The following is an 18962-nucleotide window of genomic DNA, read 5'->3' on the forward strand; positions in this document are numbered from 1 at the left end:
TGTGATAGTAGTATAAAATGTTTAGCGGGTGAGGTACCGGTAAATTTCGTGTTGGGCTAAGTCGATGTGGGTCATGTCAATAGTTCCATCCCGGTTGTAGCGGGCGTGATGCTCCGGTGAAAGGCCCTCAATTACAATTTCGGTTAATTTCTGACGATTGAGGAGATTTTCTACACCAACACGTTTAAACCATTTTTCCAGATCGGTAGCAGGTACCGGCTTCAAGCGATTGATGTGTTTAACGATTTCGAACTCTTCTTCTAAAGCATCGAATATATTAAGGCGCTCCTTTACCTCAGAGGAGACGCCCGAGTCGTGATGTACGTTCTCGGCGTAGTGAATAAAGTTCAGCAGAAACTTAGGTCCTCCGGTAGCTAATTGCTGGAACTGTTGGATGATCCAGCGGTAATACTTAGGGATAAAATCCTTCCAGTCCTCCTCCATGGTTTCAAAGGCTAGAAAGACAAAGTCAAACTCATAATTACTTTCCTCTCCAGCAAGAAAAGAACGAATATCTTGGTCACCTTTGAGCTCAAATTCTTCCGCGATATACGACTCAAAAGCTTTTTGTGATTTACGAAAGGTCTTTCTAATTGGTAGGGGTCTTCGTGCCAACCATTTATCTTGCAGAAAGCATTTTATTACACCTAGGTCTTCATCACTAATACATTCTCTTAGAAGTCGGTCAGTAAAGCGATGAGGCATTTGCGTATCACAGGCCGTGATGAGATAAACCTGGTATTGATGTTCTGATTCTTCTTCGTCCAAAAGAAAACTACTCCAAAAAGTATCAACTGGTTTTTTTCGGTCACAATTTACACGATGTAATCGACCAATCTCGGTAGTCGGGTTAACCTCAAGTTCACTAAAATAGTCCCGTAGTTTACCTGCAGTCGGAAACGACTCGAGACCTGAGGCACGGGCTGATGTGAAGCGTAAATCAGGGTGCTCTTTCAGCAGCGCGTCCATCTCTTCCTTTAACTCGCTCAAATCTTTATCAAGCTTGAATTGCATCAACGGATCACTTGCCTTAATACGGCTGGTTCGAAGAAAGGCGTGCTTCTCCTGCATAAGTTTGAGCAGACTGGTGGGTGTATGGGTGGCCATTTAGTCCGTGGGTGAATTGTAAATATAAGGAACGTAGCCTTTCAGGCTAGATAGATTAGGACTAGCAACCCCAAAAACATTATCATCAGAAGCAAGTGCTCCTTCTAAAGAGCTACTAATATTTTCCAGGTTAGAGCGTGTCTAATTTTAACTTTTGAGCCGATTGCTGACGAATTTTGTTCTGGGCAAGGAACAAAGAGGGAAGCTAGCCGTAGCTAGCTGACCGATGAAGTGACGAAGCACAGGACGAAATTTGGCGCAAGTAGGCCAAAGTGTTAAATTTAGACACGCTCTTAGCTGCACAAGTGATTAACAAGAGTAGATAGTTAAATATCGCGCACTTCCCCTTACTCCGTAGGGATTATGCGTTACTCGAAGCCTTCCCGAGCGCTTGTTGCAGCTTAATGCATAGCTTAAAGTGTTTCTCATCAATAATGATGTTACAGGGATTAGTAAATACTGCTCTGTATTGGCCATCTTCCAAGAGAAGCATGAGCCTACTACAGATTTAATAGTTGTTCTATTGGTTATATACACTCATGAGGGCCCCTGTAAATATTTATAAGGAGTCTTTATCATAGGGTGTGTAATCTGATATGAGATCTGTCCGCCTTTTTCTACACCTTAAAAAGCGTGCCCACCCTTCGTAGTTTTGAGGTGTGAAACAAAAAAGCTCTTCCGCGGGGAGTGTTCAATAACCTGTGTCTAGGTTAGATAATAGTAAAGCGAAGCTTTACAGCCCGCAGGGCGCGCAGCGTCCCCGGCTCCTTCCGGCCTACGGCCTCCAGGAGCCGGGGACGCTGCGCGCCGCCCACCTAGCGTCTTAGGTACTTGGTATATTCTTCTCCGTATTCCTCCATCAGCTCCCGTTGGACGGCTGCGAAGTTACGGACCGTCTTTGCCCAAGCTGTCTTAGTCGCTTGGAGCGTCAGGTAGACTTGGATCATTAATGACTTAGTCGACGGCCAACTGCCTTTGGTCTTAGTCGCTTTGCGTAAATGACGGTTTACATTTTCTAGCGCGTTGGTGGTGTAAATTAGCCGGCGCATTTCTGGTCCGAAGTTCATGAAAACCATCAACTCTGTCCAGTCTTTTCGCCACAAGCGAACTACATGAGGGTACTTCTGCCATTTCTCTTCAAAGGCCTTAAGGGCTTCTACCGCCCCGTCCTCATCAATAGCCGTGTATACCGTCCGTAGGTCTTTACAGACTTTACGACGATCCTTAAAATCTACGCCGACTACGGAGTTACGCACCTTGTGGACAATGCAGCGCTGGAAGCGACTAGCTGGAAAATAGGTGCCTACTGCGTCGACTAAGCCTGGCAGGCCGTCAGCAACAAAGACTTTAATATCCTCCGCTCCGCGCTCCTTAAGATCGGCCAGGAGCACTGACCACTGGGAGGTGCTCTCTGCGCCACGTCCAGTATGCATGCTCAAAATGTCTCGATGACCATCAACATCCACACCATAGAAAAGGTAGGTCGCTACGCTGGTAGACTTACCTTCAAGTCGAATGTTAAAGTGAATGGCGTCCATGAAAACGGCCACATAACAAGGTTGAAGAGCGCGTTTCTGCCAAGCCTGAACATCGTCCCAAACCTCGTTGACAATGCCCGTAATCGAAGCAGGGCTGATAACATGGCCAAACATTTCATGTAGGTGGTTCGAGATGTCTTGGTACGAGTTGCCGCGAGCATATAAGGATAGGATCTGCTGGCTCATATTCGGTGCCAAATCGTGCTGCCACTTGCCGACGATTGCTGAGTCATAGGTGCCTGTTCGATCTCGAGAGGGCTCAATTTTAGTCGGGCCGAAGTCGGTATTAATTGATTTGTTCGCCTTACCCTTACGCTTGTTCGGCCGAGCATCCAAGCGTTCTGCTTCTAACTTTAGGTGCTCCCCAAGTTCAGCGGACATCGATTTCTCGATCACATGCTTTATCAACTCGGTGAGTACGCCCTCAGTGCCACTAAGGGGTTTGCCTGACATGAGCCCAGCGATAATGTCGGACTCGAAGTCCGCGAATACTTTGTCTTTTTTACTTGCCATGATTCAATATCTGTGTTTTATGGCAGACACACATTTTTGAACACCCTCCTTCCGCGTGGGCACAACTCAAAGCTACAACACGTCGACTACATGACACGTCAAAAAAACGTACTCGTCGTCGGCGTAAGCTCCAAGACCAGCTTCGTTACCGTGACCAACTCATTACTCGGCTCCGGGCGGAGAACACCGAATTACGGGCACGCCTTGATCCAACCCCAGTGTTTAATTGCACTTACCCAGCCCAGATGATGACCTTAGCGGTTTTCATTGTAATCAACGGCGGATCACTACGGTGTGCTGCGGCTACGGCTGGCTTTTTTGCAGAACTAATGGGATGGCCCTTCAAAGCACCTGCTTTCAAAACCGTCAGCAACTGGGTAGAACGTTGCGGACTTCACGCTTTACAACTCACCAAATCGCTCCAGGGAGAATACGTTGCCATTATTGATGCCAGCATCCAGAACGGCAAGGAACAGCTAATGCTTTTGCTAGGCGTTGAAGCCGAGCGCGCCGCCCGCCTGGATCGCCCGCTGCGCGTGGCCGACATGAAGGTGCTCGGCATGGAAGTCCAGTCATCATGGAATGGTGATGAGGTGGCTGCATTTATCAGCCGCTCGATGGCCGAGCGTCCCGGTATCAGTTTACGATATGTCATCTGTGATCGGGGCTCCAATTTATTGGCTGCGCTAAGTAAGCTGGCTCTACCAGTAGTCAGTGACTGTAGCCATGTGATGATGAACATGGTCAAGAAACTGTTCAAGGATGATGCGGCGCTAAGCAAGCTTAAGGCTAGCGTCGGCTTGCTACGCCAACAATTAACAATGACGGACAATGCCTTCGCTTTACCGGCTACGCTGCGGGACAAGGACCGCTTCGGACGGATCTTCTTCTTGGTGAAATGGATGGAGCGAATTGATGACTACGGTACGGCACTCAACTCTGAACTGCGCGCTCGCTTGAATGCCGGACGCAACCGTTGGTTAGATTTACGGCTACGTCAGGTACAGCGACTCATGGTAATTACAGCCACTCGACTTAAATGCGAAGGGCTTAGTCAAGCCAGCCGTGATGGATGGATAAACGATGTGCTTGCCTACCTTCAAACGCAGCCACGACTAACCCAGCAAGCAAGAAGCTTTATCACCGGCATAATGAATTATTTTAACGACCATGCCGACTTTTACGCTAACTGGGTCCGGATACAGTGCTGTTCGGATATCATTGAGAGCATCTTCGGACGTTACAAGAACAAGGGCGGCATGAAAGCCATCTCCGCTGACGTGTTATCCATTGCCATGTACAACCGCAAGATATCCGTCGACTTCGTATAGCAAGCCATAGGCCAAGTCACCGGGCCGCAACTCGACGAGTGGCGGTGTCAAAACGTGTGCCACAACCGTTATGGAATCCGAAAACGCATGGAACGAGAGCTTAGAGAAAGCGCCGGAGGCTAATGAAATCAGATTAGACACCCTAGTCTTTATCACCCCCGAAACAAGCCATAAACAACCTTTCCCAAATAAGCCCCGAGCCCACTTTCCACCAGCGCTAAAGATGCCGTGAATTGAGTAAAGGTAATGTTGCCAGGACCCCGGATATTAAGTAAAAGTAGTAGTGCTAGAGTATAGAGCATACAAAGCAAGTAAGTCAATCGAGCAAAGCTCTTATTTACTCGGGCATCACCTGGCAGTAGGATGCTCCTATGATGGGTAGCATCCTGAATCATCAACGTGAGGTGAGCAGAAAAAAGTGGAACCAAGATACCCAGGCTGGCGATGAATTGATCATTACTAAAGCTTCCTGTACTCCATAGGATCGCGGCGAAGGTGATCACTGTACCCTTTCCGATTAATAGGAACCAGAACAACCGTTTTTTCAGCGTGTCTTCAGCTACACCCTCAGGTTTGGCCTCGGCGGCAGACAGTGCCGCAGCATCGGGTAGTTGATCGATGAGCGTGAGCAGGTTCAAGCTGAGCTCGTTACGCTTGCGGGCCAGGGCTGCCGGGTCGGTTGCTCCCGCAATCTGTTGTTCCTGGTAGCTGGTGAGTTGGCCAGAGTGGTTCAACACCAAGGTACGATAGTCGCCGTAGGCGTCACTAGCGGTAGCGCTCCGGAGTTTTTTACTGGAGGCTTCTAGGCGGTTGGCAGCGACCAGGCGTCGGAGTTCATTTTTGAAATCTTCCTGTTCCATTATTTACAGTTTCGAAGGATTCTCGTAAGTTCAACTGTGAAAGTTTCGATGTACTTTTTGATTGTATAATCGTAATCCAGTTCCATGCTGAGATAACCTCCTCGTTGGACGTTGGCATAAAGGCCAGAGCCTACCTTCCCGTCAATATCCCCAGTGATAATTATTCGGCGGTGTATCAAAAGTAAAGTTAGATGATGTTTAGTCACGAAAAGCAGTCGGGCAGAATTGCTGTTTTCGAAGTGACTAAACAAAAAAAACATGCTCATCTGCCCGCGCTGCCAGAGTGGCAATGTAATCCTAAATGGGAGGATTCACAATGGCAAACAGAATCATAAGTGTAAAGACTGCAGCCGGCAGTTTGTATTGAACAACAAGCACATCATTCGTGAAGAGATCAGGATGCTAATTGGCAATGCTTTGCTGGAGAGAAACAGCCTTAGAGCAATCTGTCGCATTTTCGGCGTCAATCTCACCTGGTTGCAGGGATTTACTCATTCGCTTTGGGAACAGCTTCCGGATGATCTCGGCTTGAGTAAAAAGATGATCAAGAAAATCAAGAAGATGCAAGTCTTTGGTTTACAAGCAGATGAGATGTGGTCATTTGTGGGCAGAAAGGCTTACAAAAGATAGATTTGGATTGTCTTCAACCCCATCTATAGAGTGGTAGTAGCCTATCACATTGGGGATCGATCAGATAAATCGGCCCGAGCACTGTACGAGAAGATTCTTGCCCTGTTAAGTCTTGCCGCTTCGAGACCGACGATTGGGACAGCTACAAGAAAATATTTGATGAAGACAAGCATCGTATTGGTAAAGCTTATACGTACTTCATCGACGTGCTTAATGCAACCATCAGGGCTCGGTGTAGCCGATTGGTACGAAAGGCGCTTTCATTCTCCAAAGAAGAGAAGTGGCACAACCTGGCAATTGGATATCTCTTGTGGCAATTGAATCTCACCCGCCAACCTTACTTTTGATACACCGCCCAATATCGAATCTCTAATTTAGAATCGATTTAACCGGTGCTTCGGCTCGTCGCTAACTACCTATTACTGCGAGCAACACGGAAGCCAACATTAACTAAGTCCATCGTTGGCTCTAGTGTGGAACGTTGAGCTGTACGGCATATATTCCAAGGATAGTCCCAATTTATGCCACGAATTATCCGACTAGTTCCAGTATCGGGACCTGTAGGGTTATTGGTAGCTGATTCTAGATAATAATCCTTTGAATACCAATCCCAACACCATTCTCCTAAGTTACCAGCCATACCAGAAAGACCAAAAAGACCTTGCGGAAATTTCCCTTCTGGTGAAGCTCTGCCATAAATGTCGATATACTTGATCATAAAAACTTCCCCGTATTCGTATTTTCCAGTTTTGTAATCGTATAAATATTTATATTCATTTCCCCATGCGTACAAGTAGTCCTTCCCACCGCTACGTGCCGCGTACTCCCACTCGGCCTCCGTTGGTAAGCGATATCCATTAGCCAGCCAATCGGCCACAACCTGATTATCTACTAACTTATAAACTTTTTCCAAACCCGACACTTGACTTAACCAATTACAGTACTGTATAGCATCGTTCCAGCTAATGTTTATTACAGGGTAAACTATTTCGCTTTCTTTTAATACCTCGAGAGTTTTGTAGCCTAATAGTTTATGCGGGTAAATTCTCCTCCGCTTATTCTTTACATTTTTTCGCCCTCTCTTAATTCGCTCCTCATCAATAACGTATTGTGTAGCCTCAATAAATTCTCCAAATTGCGTTACAGAGACTTCTGTACGGGCCAAGTAGAAATCCGAAAGTGTAACCATATGCACCGGTTTTTCGTCATCTTTCTCAATATCATCTTCTATCGTATCCCCCATCTGGAAAGTACCACCAGGAATGAATACCATAAATTCTGGTACCTTCATGGTACCTGTGGGTAGATTCGGTTCGGAACCTAGTTTTTGCAATGCAGCTTGGGCCTGCTTAAGATAGTACCCATTAGGGAAATTGGCAATGTAATGCTGATAAGCAGCTAAGTTGTTTTGCCGCTCGGCAGATTCCCAAGTTTTTTCTTCTATCGAGCGAGACGGCGTGACCAGCGTTTTTCGAAAAAAGAGGAAACTGGAAGCTGGCTGATCGCTCCCAAACGCTCCACCCCTAGGTGTCGGGGTTGCTAGATTAAGGTAATTCCCTAACAAGTCATCGTAGGTGAGGTAGCCTATTTGAGATCGGTGGCTTCGCAGGGCCAGGAGAAATTTTCGGGACAAATTAGAGTTATCTGGTGTTACGTCACCCTGGGTACTTGAAGTAATAAATAGGCGCGCACGGTAGGCTTCGTGGTTTAGGAGTAGTTCCCCGTCTGTCATATCTGTTCCTGGTCGCATAAATAAGCGATCGTCCTTATCGAATTCAGGGTCAAAATTTCCAGCGTGGCAGGCGTCAACGGTTACCAAAATATGCTGGCAGTTGAATTTGTCGATAATATAGCGGAGATAGTTATAGTCCAAGCCGGTGCGGTGCAACATATTAGGGTTTACGTCACTGGGCATAAAGTAGCCCTGCCTCCCTTGCTTAGCACCGTGTCCAGTAAAGAAGATGAGGAGTTGGCCTTTTGGGTCGAAGGATCCGTTGGCAAAATTTGCTCTGTATTCGGTTAGTTTTTGCTCGATGGCGTTCAAACTAGGGTTTTCGATGACTTCAGTTTTAAAGTCGTATTGCTCGCTTAATTCTTGCGCTATATTCTTAGCATTCTGGATCGGATTGCGCAAATCTGTCAGACTTTGGTAGGTGTTGACGGCAAAGAATAGTGCGTAGTCTTTAGCAGAGAGGGTAGAGACTGCGAGAACAGTAATACATAGTAGAAGTAAGCGGAATATCGTCATTGGTGGAGTATTCTAAAGGCTAAAATAAGGATAAATATAGAATGAGTTGGTCTTTATCTAACACCTTGAGCTACTCACAAAAATGGATATTATCTTCTGATTAGGCTACTTAATTAGTTTTCATCACAGGCCATAAGTTTTACGAACAGTGAGCCCTTCAAAGTTTTATATAACCGTCTAGTGCTGTTTAAGCACCAGAGCGGAGGAGGTATTCCTCTAGTTCTCGATAAATCTCATCTTTGGAAGGGGTGCGAATAATCACCGCCTGGAAGCCGCAAACCTCGTGAAGTTCACGGGCCTTTTTTTTGGTGCTAGTGATCGGGTTGGAAAGGATTCTGAAACGAGTGTGGTTGAAGTAGTCATCTACTGCGAAATAGGGTATAGTCTTTGCCTACTCCCTCCGTTATTGACTGGATGCTTTCCGATAAAGGCTAATCCCAACAGGCTTAAACGGTAATCATCAGATAGGCTGTACGTATTGTGCAGATTATTGATCCAGAGGTGAAAAATAATGGGTGTACCGTTAAGTTACATTTGTGGTAGCAAGCCCTTACTGCTTAAAAGTGCTTGGGGACTGGTGCAAGCCTTCTCATTAAATCTTTCTTACACAAATGGTGCGTCTTCTCATTCATATCTTCTATTTCACATTCTGAACAAGTTAATAATTTCTATCCACCCGAAAGCCTAAATCATTACTCCTTTCGTTTGGCGATCGAATCCCGCGATAAGTGGTACGGCAGTACATCGGAAGATTTGGCCGCCCTCCTCCGCGAATTAATCGACCAGTACCAGTTGATGCACCTTTTGGGCTGATAACTCTACCCGGCTTATAGGGCTCAAAAAGATCCCAGCACCATTCATTCACATTACCCGTCATATCAGATAAGCCGTAGCCACCCTGCTGAAACCTTCCAACCGGAGCAGTATAAATAGCTATAAGAATTTCATTCGTTTAATTTGTTAAAGTTTTTCGTTCACTCGAAAAAAGGTAATTGATTGGCTTGCGTTTATCCTTATTTGATTAGTCAAAGTGTTCTTGAGAACCAGGCTGGCTCATTTTTTTGCTTTCCTACCCCATCTCTGCACCTGCGGCCGCTCCGACTTAAACTCCGCCTAGTGATCGGGGAAAACTTAAAAGCTTAATTAAAACCACTCCCCTACCCCACTACTTCAACCGGCTAATAGCACTCCGCACCTTAGACACCTCCTTCTTCAAATCCGCCACCCCGGCAAACTGCTCCGGAAAGCGTTCCTGGACGATCAGCTTGAAGATGGCGCGGAAAGCGGGATTGGCCATGTTCTCGGCGTTGGTGAGGTCTGCCTTGTAACTGGAGCCCCGGCGCTTCTTGGCGGTCTCGAAGGCGTTCTCCTTGGCATCGGGGTGTTTTTCGAAAACGGCGCGGCAGGCCTCGTCGGTTTTTTCGCGGAGGGTTTCGTTGAGGCGGGTTTCCAAAGCTCTCATTTCTTCCCGCTTGGCGGCACGTTCCTCGGCTTTCTTTTTGGCGGCCTTTTCTTCCTGGAGTTTCTTACCCGCAGTATCGACCAGGTCGGAGGTAGAAACCATCTTCTGGAGGTAGCCGCCCACGTTCTTGATCTTATCGCCGGCCTTTAGCTTGTTGAGGGTATAGGTGATGCCCTGTTGGATTTGAGCTGGCGGATACTGCTGCACCCACTTACGGACGGTGGAAGCCACCACCCACTCCCCTACTTGCTGCAGGAAGCTGTTGACAAGCCGGTCCTCGTCGTTGGGATCAATGAAGGGAAGTTCGGGGGTGACGTCTTCCAGCTCGATGACTTCGTTCTTGTTCACCATAAAGGTGATGGCGGTGATCTTACGGCCCGACTTTACCGGCTCAAAGTCGAAGCGGATATCGGTATTATTGTTGATGTGCTTCTGGGCCTTGTTGAGGATCTTCTGCTTGAAGCTGCCAAATAAGGGATAGAGATCTTTTATCTCCTTAACACCGCTTTCGTCAAAGGTAATTTCAGCGGCGCCGATCATTTCCTTCAATTCCTGGAAATCGATGGTTTTCTTCTTCCTGAACTCGAAGCTTTTCAGAATTTCATACATCCGGAAAGCGTAGGAGTTGGGAAGGCGGAGGATGTACTTAAGGTCGTAGGAGGTGTACTCCTTCAACTCCAAGAGGTAGGGTTTAAGTTCTGCGGCGAACTTGACCTTGATGAAAGCGTCAGGCTTACCTTTGATCTTCTTCTTGGTAACCGTCAGGATGCTGGTGTTTACTTCGTAGACGTCTCCGTTCTCGGTCGTTTCCGGAAAGGTGATGGAGCGGGTACGAAGGGAATCAGCGGCTTCGCGGATGTAGCGGTAAGCAGACTTATCGGTGTAGAGCTGAAAATCGTCAATAATGTCGCGGGGGTAGATGTGGTATTCCTTATTGTCCTCATCGCTGTGATCGATCATCATGATCATCTTGATGAAGATGCGCGTCTCCCACATCGTGAGTTTGTACCTGGCATCGACCAGCAGGTTAGACTTTTGAATTCGACTGTTTGAGGCTCTCTTGAGATGTTCCGGCATAACGGTTATGTTTACAGGGCGGTGAATGAAAAGCTTCCGAAGTTACACCGCTCCTAACTATACCCAAAGTTAAAGGTAGGTATAGTAAGGGCGACTTATCCTGATTTTAGAGAGTAATTTGCCTTCAAGGGTGAACTATATCCGATTCCTACCTTACTATACCCAAATCCTACCGTTTTAGGGTAAAAGTGATGTGTCCTCCAATTCTAGCGCGGCTATAATGGGTTCTGAGGCGGCTCAAACCCGCCTAATGGTACAGTTGACCCGCACGATGGTATAAGACACCCGCTTAATGGTATAGCAAACCCGCACGATGGTATAGAATACCCGCCTATCGGTATAGTTAGGCTTTTATTGTATTGATAATCAGATAGTTGTAAGGCCTTAACCATAACCTTGTAAACTTTGAAAAATAAACAACAGTCGGGCTATCACCCGCCTAATGGTATAGTTTGCTGTTTTTCTTAAACGACTCTATCGTTAAGAAGAGGATGTCTATTTCGGGCGACCCGGTAGATGGTATACTTGAATTTGAATTAGGGGCTTCTTGGCGTTTTTGACCCGGTAGATGGTATAATTTAGCGGTTTGAGGTCGCTTCCTCTCCTACACTACCCGGCAAATGGTATAGCTGAGCCAGCGGACTGAACTCCGTACCCGGTCAATGGTATAGTTGTGGTTATCCCCCTGATTCACCCGCTTAATGGTATAGTTCTCTCGCCGAGGTAGTTTTGCCCATCAATTGAGTACTTCTGGCTACTTATTACCCGGTAGATGGTATACTTTGGCATTGGCCTCTCTCCTACCCTACCCGGTAAATGGTATAACTCTACACCTAGGCTTGCTTTTAGGGCTAAGTCAGTGCTTCCTCTCTCGTGACCCGGTAGATGGTATAGTTTGTGAGGTTTAACATAGCTGATCAGCTAGTGTTTCAGGCGGAGAATAATCCGTTGTACCGCTACCCGGTAGATGGTATACTTTGGCATTGGCCTCTCTCCTACCCTACCCGGTAAATGGTATAACTCTACACCTAGGCTTGCTTTTAGGGCTAAGTCAGTGCTTCCTCTCTCGTGACCCGGTAGATGGTATAGTTTGTGAGGTTTAACATAGCTGATCAGCTAGTGTTTCAGGCGGAGAATAATCCGTTGTACCGCTACCCGGTAAATGGTATAGTTAGGCGTATTGCCAAAAGAAAAGGGTGGAGCGAATTACTCGCCCCTACCCTATTCAACTGATTTGTACTGGACCCGTATTCGGGTATAGTTTCATTCTTTGATGGACTCTTCGATGATCCGCAGCATGTGGGCTTTGATGGTGTCTCCGTTTTTGAGGGTGTGCATCTTTAGTTGCAGGTGGAGGGACTTTGGCACGTCGAAGGTCATGCGCATGAACGGCTCTTTCTCTTCAGGAGCGGCTTGCTTTGGTTCTGCTTTCTTGGTCTTGGTGGCTGGCTGCTTAGCTGCTTTGGACTTGGCTGCTGGTTTAGGGCTACTTCGCTTCCTGGAAGGCTTTGTAGTGGGCGCGGCCGCAGGTGCAGAGGCGGTTGGAGGGGGCGGTGGATTATCGGAGACCTTGCGTACGACGGCCGCTTCTTGTTCTTCGTTGGTGACCACTTCTCTTCGCAGGGACGGGCGACCTACTTTCTGGCGGTTGGCGAGGAGATCTTTCTTTGATTTTGCCATGATGTTTTTCTTTCTCCCCGGATTTCTCTTCCTGCTCCGCAGTTCGCTGCATCCGGGGTTAAAACGGTTTGACTCCTCCAGAGTCAAATGTTGGGTTAAGTTAATAAGTTTTTAAGCTTGCTTTAGGGCAATCGCGAGAATCTCATCGATCAGGGCTTCGATTTCAGCTTTGGCCTTCTGGTCTCCCAGCTCTATGACTCCGTAGCCGACGGAGTTGGCTTCACCGTAGGCTACCCGGTTGTGCATGATGGTCTTGAACATGCCCACTTCGTAGTGTTTGCTGAGCTCCTTGATGTCCTTGATGCCTTCGGAGTGGAGGGTGATGCCATTGCGGAATCCGTTGGCGAGGAGGTGAGCTTCAATCTTTCCGCCGCCTTCCTCCTTGGCTTCTTTGATCTCCTGGAAGCGGGCTAGTAGCTTCTCGGTCACCTTGATGTCGGAGCCGCCGGTGGTGTTGAGCGGGATGAAGAGATAGTGGCTGATGTACATGGCTTTGACGGCCACGGGAGACAAGGTCGGGGGGCAGTCTATAATAAGGACGTCGTACTGGCCATCAGCGTACTGCTTTTTGACCTGGGAACTGAAGGACTTAGGGTTGGTCAGCTGGATGCAGGTAATTTGTGGCTCGATTTCGTTCTCGTGCCGCATCTCCGCCCAGTCCATGGTGGCGGCGGTTACGTCGGCGTCAACGATGCAGACTTTGTAGTCGCGGTGCGCCAGCGCGACCGCCAGGTTTTGGGTGAGGGTGCTTTTGCCGACACCGCCTTTATAGTTTACGGAAGAAATAATCATGCTTGGGTGATTTGTGGGAAGACCACGTTTGAGAATAACTTAATTAAGATTAGACTTAAAAACTTATTACTGCTAAAACTTAATTACGCTTTTGCTTAAAAACTTACTCTAAGTGGTTCTCTCTGGAAGCAAAAGTAAGTCTTTAAGTTTAACCGGCAAAACTTAGATAAGATAAATCTTACTTAAGTTTATTCTTAAGTAAGAATAAACTTAAAGACTTATAAACTTAAATTTGTTTACTGGCGGCGTGTGACTTAAATAAGTTTTTAAGACTTAGTGGGTGTTGCCGCCGTTACAAACTTAAACAAGTTTAATCTTACGCTTTGTGAGGATCTGTGAATTTTTAGGAGGGAACCCCTCTATGCGATTCTGATTATTGTGGCTTAAAAGCCAATTACCTTTTAGACGGCCTCTGGTTTGCGCAGAAGGGATTAAGCAAGGTGATTTGCCATGGAGAGGGGAGAAAGTCCTTCAGGGGGCTCCTGTGAGGCTTAAAAAGGGCTGGAAAGATGAATTTAATTACGGGTATGAGAGTTGCAGCCTGCGTATAGACTTAAAAACTTATTTAAGTTTTGTCACTGTGATTACTTTGTTGGTTGATTATTTAGTTAATGGTGCTTAAATGAGCATAGTCACATGAAGTTCGCTAAGGAGGCTATGCAGGCAATCCATGCTCACCCAGATACTGTTCAAGTTTTGCTTCTGGTTCGTTGGTTGCAGTTAGTTTGAAGGTTGTAATCGTGATTTCGTTGGCTAGTTTTGTAGTTGTTTGTACGGGATAGAGGTCACTGAATACGGCAACAATTGCGGAGAGTCGGGAGCTATTGCTCAGTAGTTGGAATTGGCCGTAGGTGAAAAGTAGCGTGACGTGATGACCTATGGGGTGGGGTGGGGTGAAGGAAAACTCTTCGGTGGTACGCTTCCGGAGCGTCCATTCGTAGCCGAGTTCGCGGCGGACAGCATCGATGATATGAAGCCGGAGCAGGTGTTGGTACCGTTCGTTGGCGACGATGGCCAGGCGAGCCCAGTTGGGTACTCCCTTGGATATATTAGAGCCGGTATCACTGCGGCCGGTGATGTTGTCTATGTCTTTCCAAGACCAGGCCATAGTCTTGCGAAGCACGTTGAAACGTTGACGGATGGTAAGAGCGGGCACGGTTTTTTACATTCTAAGTGGCTAGGAAAAGGAAACTACTATAATGACTACTACTGAAAGTCAAACCGGCCCCAACCTCTTTTGTGTTGGGAGAGGGTTAGGAGATCTTGTTTGTCCGGGGTTTTGCAATAGTGGTTGATGAGGTCTTGGGCGCGGTTGGTTAGTCGGTCGAGGCGTTCTTCGGAGTTATAGCCCTGTTGCTGGAGCTCCTGGCTGAGAACCAGGAGGCTGGAGACGGTTTTCAACTCTTCCGGGGTGGCGAAATCGCGCATAGAGACTTTTGGGTCCGGCTGGCTGAAGCGGGTGCGCCATTCGCGGGCGGTCATGCCCCACATAGCTAGGTTAACGATATCCGCTTCTACTGAGGCGATATGCCGTTCAACGAGAACGTCGGCTTCAGGAGGGAGGGCGGAGACGGCACCGGAGGTTGGAAGGATGTGGTTTTCGGCTGCTAGTTCGCGGGCGAAGCGCTTATGGGTAGCGTGTAGACCGTACAAACTCTTTTGCATGGCGAGGTAGCCGCGAAGGGTTTGCAGGTAGAAACGCGGATCGAGCCAGTTGGCGAAATGGATGGCCCACTCGATGGCGGCGTAGGTTCCGCCGGTACGTCCTTTTTTAGAGTAGATGCCGATGCATCCCAAATCGGAAAGTTGCGCGACGGATACGCGGAAAGCCCCAGTACCGGCGCGACCCTTGAAGAGGGTGAATTGATGGGCGTCAAAGTTGGGGTTGGTGGATCGCTCCCATTCTTCGATGAACGCCAAGGTGGTGATGTTGCGAAGCCAGTTTGGGATGTGAGTGCGGGGATCACCTTGTAATGCGGCAATGTCGTTTAGGCAAACGAAATCGGTGGTGCGGTCGTATTTGATGTTTGTATCCGCTACGCGTAAGACTTCCTTTTTAGACATCTGTGTTTATTTCTAGTAAATATACGGCTTTTTAGCTTAAATGATGTCAAATTTGACATCATTTAAGCTTTGATTTTCCGAAGCGCGCATTGTCCAAAAAGGGTTATTCGACCTCAAAAGCTACAAATGTTGCAATGCCGGTTAGTTCAAGGGTAGGGGAGCGGCTTGCCTGGTATTTCAACTGTGCGGCGGCTACCTTCTCCTCATACTTGATCCGGTCAGCAGCCTGAAGCTCCGCGATCTGGGTCTCAAGTTCGCTAATCTTAGCCGCTACCTCATTTACTACCGCTGGCTTTTTGTAGAGTTTGGCTAGCTGGTCAACGGCGCGTTGTTCTTCGTAGAGGTCGGTGGTTTCGTCGCGGATGGTTTCGAGGGTTCGGATGCGGAGGGCCAGGTTGCGGGCCTCGGCTTCCTCGTTCTGGTGTTGGGTGTGTAATTGCTTGATCCGGGCTTCGAGGGACCGGATGCGGGGGTTGGTGTGGTATTTGACGGTGGCGGTGATGACTTCATCGGGTAATTCGAAGACAGATAGATGCTCGACTAGTTCCAAGTCAAGTGCTCTGCTGTTAATTTTCTCTTGGCTTGTGGCTGTTTCATAGTTGGCCGTGAACGGTTCGTTGGCGGATAATTGAATGTGGTAGAGGATGTCTGAATTGACGATCCGGTCGAGACTGTCAGCAGAGATGGCGACGAAGCTTCTCCGCACGAGCTCGAATTTTCGTCCGGTGTGAACGGGGATAACTTCGAGAATGGTGCGGGTACTATTTGGGCTTGCGTCAAGGAACTCCCAGCCAGTGCCGGGGTTCCAAAGATCGGCTGAGGTGCCGGTACATTCGATGACAAGACCTGAGCCGGTTAACTCGGTAGTTGCTTCCCGATAGCGGTAATTGACCTGGAGGACATCATCGGCCTTTTCAAACTCTGACTGAAGGTGGGTCATGGTACCAAAGAGTCTGTTATAGGAGGTCCAGAAGCCGTCGGCCATGAGTGGTTGCAGAAAGATACCGGAGATGATGAAGAACCCGAAAACGGCGATTTCGGAGCGGGGGTTGTTGGACCTCAACCTCAGCTTAGGATCGGAGGGAATTACACAGGGTGCTTTGTTGTAAGGGTAAAAGAGCGGGACTCCCTGAACGGTCATCATATCAAAGATGATGTGTGAGCTGTACGCGAGGAGAAAGACGGTAGGGTAGGGGGCCTCGCTTCCAAGAACATTGCATGCACCTGCGACCGCGCCATATCCTAATAGCATGAATAGTAAGCTGTGGGAGATGGTCCGGTGGCCGAAACGTCGATTGATGGCTTTCGAGATTGGTTTGAAGGTTCGGCCCCAAATGGAGGAGGGAACGTCAATATCGGCGAAGGTTGCGGCCAGGACTGTCATGATGATGAGTCCGGGATGGTTGAGGATGTTGACGCCTGCGAAGGCACCGAAGACTCCGGTGAAGACTATGCCGCCGGCTATGTGGTTTGGTAGGGTCATGGGATAGACGCGCTGCGCGCTTTTAGAAGTTAGACGGCCTGCGGCCTTTTAGGAAATAGACGGGCTTCGCCCTTGTAGAAGGTAGACGCTCACTGCATTCGCTGGTAGAGCTGCCGCGCGGGGGTGCTCACTTCGTTCGTGGCTGCCGCGTGTTGGAGGGGTTGTTGGGGGCGGGGACGCGGGATGCAGGGGGGAGTTGGAAGGGCAGTGAATCCCCACCCCCGGCCCCTGCCCCAAAGGGGAGGGGTGACCTTCTGATTATGTTTTTGGGCAATGTCATTGATCCTGGCAGGTAATAATGGCTTAATGTTGGAGGTGTTGTACTGCTGCCGCATGTTAGAAGTATTGTAGGGTTGGGGAGAAGATTGAACCCGGCAAATGGTATAGTTTCTGAGGCAAGTAGAATCACTTGCATTTTCAGCCTGAAGGCAGAAGAATACTTAGACGTATTTGCGAGTGCCGAAGCGAAGGATGGAGCGGGCGAAGAGGGCGAAGACCAGGAAGGCGCCACCGATTAGTCGGAAGGCACCGGCATCGGTGCCCATTTCGCCGCCTACGTAGCGAAGGATCATCAATGAACTGAGGGCGATGATGATGGGGAGGCTCATGTCGACTTCCTTCAGGGCAGTGGTGTGCGTGACCTTTTGAATCATTTCGGTAGAGACGTAAGGCTCCCGGCGGAAACGCTCGATCAGCTCCAGGATGAACTTTGGGTTGCCATTGGTGGCGCGCCAGACATGGCCCTTGTACATTTCCCAGTCTTCGATGCGATCGGTGAAGTCCTGACTGCCGCGGGTGATGAGTTCTACCGCTTCGTTTCGGGAAAGGCCTTGAATTTCGATTTTGTCGAAATTGGAGAGGAATGACATCTGGTTCATCTTGATCTTACGGGCGGCGATGATCATGTGAAAGTGACCGTTGAGCTTCTCCAGGGTAGAGATTCCCATTGGGGTGATGCGGGTGGCATCATCAATCAGGATAGTATACTCGTGCTTGGTAGTGGTTCTGATCAGAAGCTCACAAAGTTGCTTGATGGATTCCTTAGTGATGATCTTTTCTACGTCGGTATCGGTGCCGTACAGGAGGTCTTTGATTTTGTCCTTATCGCCTTCAAACAGGGTCAATACCATTCCAGCCAGGGTTCCTTTGATGGCGGTCATATCATCAATGCGGAGAACTTTACCGAGGCGGCCGTTATCGGTCAGGTTGGTAGTTAGGTGGGTTTTGCCCATGCCTTGTTCACCAGTGATTAGGAGGTTGACCTTCTTTCCTGCCAGGTCTACAATCTTTGCGATCTCGTCCTTCCTGCCGATGTGAACTTGCAAGCCGCCAACCATAACGGGCATAATGTCTACCCGGCGGCGGGGTGTGAGTTTCCGGTACATCTTTGCCCACCATCCCTTTTGATCGATGGAAGAGATGGCAGCTTCTTTCGAGTTCCTGGAGGCGTGGATGTAGATTTCGGTAGTGGCGGTCTTGTCGTGGCCAGCCAGCTCCTTGATGGTGAAAGCGTCGTTGCCTTGCTGCGCGAGTTTGGTGCAAAAAGTGTGGCGGAGAACGTGAGGGTGGGTATTGCCGGTCAGGTTTTTCAGTACGCGCCAGATTACTTTCCTCCCGGCGTGGCCAGCCGGGGAAATCTTTGAGGGGAATAGGTACGCTTCTGGATCGCGGGATTTGACGTAGGCCCAATAATCGGCCAGGGCATCGAGGAGCCGCTGGGTCATGGGTATCTCGCGGTAGACATTCTTGCCCCGTTTCTTCAGGGATTTAACGTTGATGATCTTTTTGGCCGGCTGAATCTGGTAAAGCTTCATGGAGCAGGCCTCGGTAACCCGGCATCCGGCATCGAGCATTAGGAGAATAAGGAGCCGGTACTTGGCGAGGTACTTGCCGGACATCTTGGTTTCGAGACTCTGGAGCAGGGCCTTTTCTTCCTTGGGGCTAAGGAACTTCATCTTGCCCACTGACTGGAGCTGTAACATGGAAAACTGGGTTACGCGTGCGCCCCGTGCATCGAGCGGCAAACTAAATTCGAAATACATGTTTAAACAAATGGGCTGCTGAGCAACTTTTTTTGAAAAAACTTTTCAAAGCATCGGGGGGTGTGGGGGGAGACATTATAGGCTTAATGTCCCCTCACCGAAATGGCGTAAAGGGGACACTAATATACGAGCAAA

16 protein-coding genes are annotated in these 18962 nt (G+C 48.5%); 4 read left to right on the forward strand and 12 right to left on the reverse strand.

Annotated features, from left to right (window positions below):
- Positions 1-21: 21 nt before the first annotated feature.
- Both B036_RS0116075 and B036_RS29695 read right to left on the reverse strand, forming a co-directional pair.
- Positions 22-1107: a hypothetical protein gene (locus B036_RS0116075; protein ID WP_020569756.1), complete on the reverse strand. Its 1086-nt coding sequence runs from the start codon at positions 1105-1107 to the stop codon at positions 22-24.
- Positions 1108-1922: 815 nt separating this feature from the next.
- Complete coding sequence (locus tag B036_RS29695) at positions 1923-3158, reverse strand: IS256 family transposase (protein ID WP_020569757.1); 1236 nt, start codon at positions 3156-3158, stop codon at positions 1923-1925.
- Positions 3159-3248: 90 nt separating this feature from the next.
- Between B036_RS29695 and B036_RS34140 the strand changes: the two genes are divergently transcribed.
- Positions 3249-3407 carry a hypothetical protein gene (locus tag B036_RS34140; protein WP_211217406.1) on the forward strand — a complete coding sequence of 53 codons (159 nt, stop codon included), beginning with the start codon at positions 3249-3251 and terminating at the stop codon, positions 3405-3407.
- Positions 3404-4489 (forward strand): hypothetical protein, encoded by a 1086-nt coding sequence (locus B036_RS0116090; RefSeq protein WP_020569758.1) that lies wholly within the window; start codon positions 3404-3406, stop codon positions 4487-4489. Before B036_RS34140 ends, B036_RS0116090 begins: the two co-directional genes overlap by 4 nt.
- Positions 4490-4641: 152 nt before the next feature.
- Here the strand turns inward: B036_RS0116090 and B036_RS0116095 are convergent, their stop codons facing one another.
- On the reverse strand, positions 4642-5349 hold the full coding sequence (locus B036_RS0116095) for a hypothetical protein (RefSeq protein ID WP_020569759.1): 708 nt from the start codon (positions 5347-5349) through the stop codon (positions 4642-4644).
- A gap of 258 nt (positions 5350-5607) precedes the next feature.
- On the opposite strand from B036_RS0116095, the gene B036_RS29700 reads away from it, so the two are divergent.
- Both B036_RS29700 and B036_RS34580 read left to right on the forward strand, forming a co-directional pair.
- Positions 5608-5979: an IS1/IS1595 family N-terminal zinc-binding domain-containing protein gene (locus B036_RS29700; RefSeq protein ID WP_020569761.1), complete on the forward strand. Its 372-nt coding sequence runs from the start codon at positions 5608-5610 to the stop codon at positions 5977-5979.
- A gap of 152 nt (positions 5980-6131) precedes the next feature.
- A complete protein-coding gene (locus B036_RS34580) occupies positions 6132-6326 on the forward strand; it encodes an IS1 family transposase (RefSeq protein ID WP_455014820.1) in 195 nt (64 codons plus the stop codon).
- A 65-nt stretch (positions 6327-6391) separates the two neighbouring features.
- Here the strand turns inward: B036_RS34580 and B036_RS0116110 are convergent, their stop codons facing one another.
- From B036_RS0116110 to B036_RS0116150, 9 genes are all read right to left on the reverse strand, one after another.
- Positions 6392-8227: an SUMF1/EgtB/PvdO family nonheme iron enzyme gene (locus B036_RS0116110; RefSeq protein WP_020569762.1), complete on the reverse strand. Its 1836-nt coding sequence runs from the start codon at positions 8225-8227 to the stop codon at positions 6392-6394.
- A gap of 658 nt (positions 8228-8885) precedes the next feature.
- A complete protein-coding gene (locus B036_RS34585) occupies positions 8886-9170 on the reverse strand; it encodes a formylglycine-generating enzyme family protein (RefSeq protein ID WP_083926233.1) in 285 nt (94 codons plus the stop codon).
- Positions 9171-9392: 222 nt separating this feature from the next.
- A complete protein-coding gene (locus B036_RS0116120) occupies positions 9393-10766 on the reverse strand; it encodes a replication initiation protein (RefSeq protein WP_020569763.1) in 1374 nt (457 codons plus the stop codon).
- Between the two features lie 1263 nt (positions 10767-12029).
- Positions 12030-12446: a hypothetical protein gene (locus tag B036_RS0116125; protein ID WP_026232042.1), complete on the reverse strand. Its 417-nt coding sequence runs from the start codon at positions 12444-12446 to the stop codon at positions 12030-12032.
- Between the two features lie 111 nt (positions 12447-12557).
- Positions 12558-13238 (reverse strand): ParA family protein, encoded by a 681-nt coding sequence (locus tag B036_RS0116130; protein WP_020569764.1) that lies wholly within the window; start codon positions 13236-13238, stop codon positions 12558-12560.
- 655 nt (positions 13239-13893) lie between these two features.
- A complete protein-coding gene (locus B036_RS0116135) occupies positions 13894-14394 on the reverse strand; it encodes a hypothetical protein (RefSeq protein WP_026232043.1) in 501 nt (166 codons plus the stop codon).
- Between the two features lie 50 nt (positions 14395-14444).
- On the reverse strand, positions 14445-15302 hold the full coding sequence (locus B036_RS0116140; protein WP_020569766.1) for a KilA-N domain-containing protein: 858 nt from the start codon (positions 15300-15302) through the stop codon (positions 14445-14447).
- A 103-nt stretch (positions 15303-15405) separates the two neighbouring features.
- Entirely contained in the window at positions 15406-16785 is a 1380-nt protein-coding gene (locus tag B036_RS32250) for a metal-dependent hydrolase (protein ID WP_020569767.1), read from the reverse strand.
- Between the two features lie 440 nt (positions 16786-17225).
- Positions 17226-18767, reverse strand: a complete 1542-nt coding sequence (locus tag B036_RS0116150) for a tyrosine-type recombinase/integrase (RefSeq protein ID WP_076638755.1) — start codon at positions 18765-18767, stop codon at positions 17226-17228.
- Between the last annotated feature and the right edge of the window lie 195 nt (positions 18768-18962).

Source organism: Neolewinella persica DSM 23188, assembly GCF_000373105.1.
GTDB classification, from domain to species: domain Bacteria; phylum Bacteroidota; class Bacteroidia; order Chitinophagales; family Saprospiraceae; genus Neolewinella; species Neolewinella persica.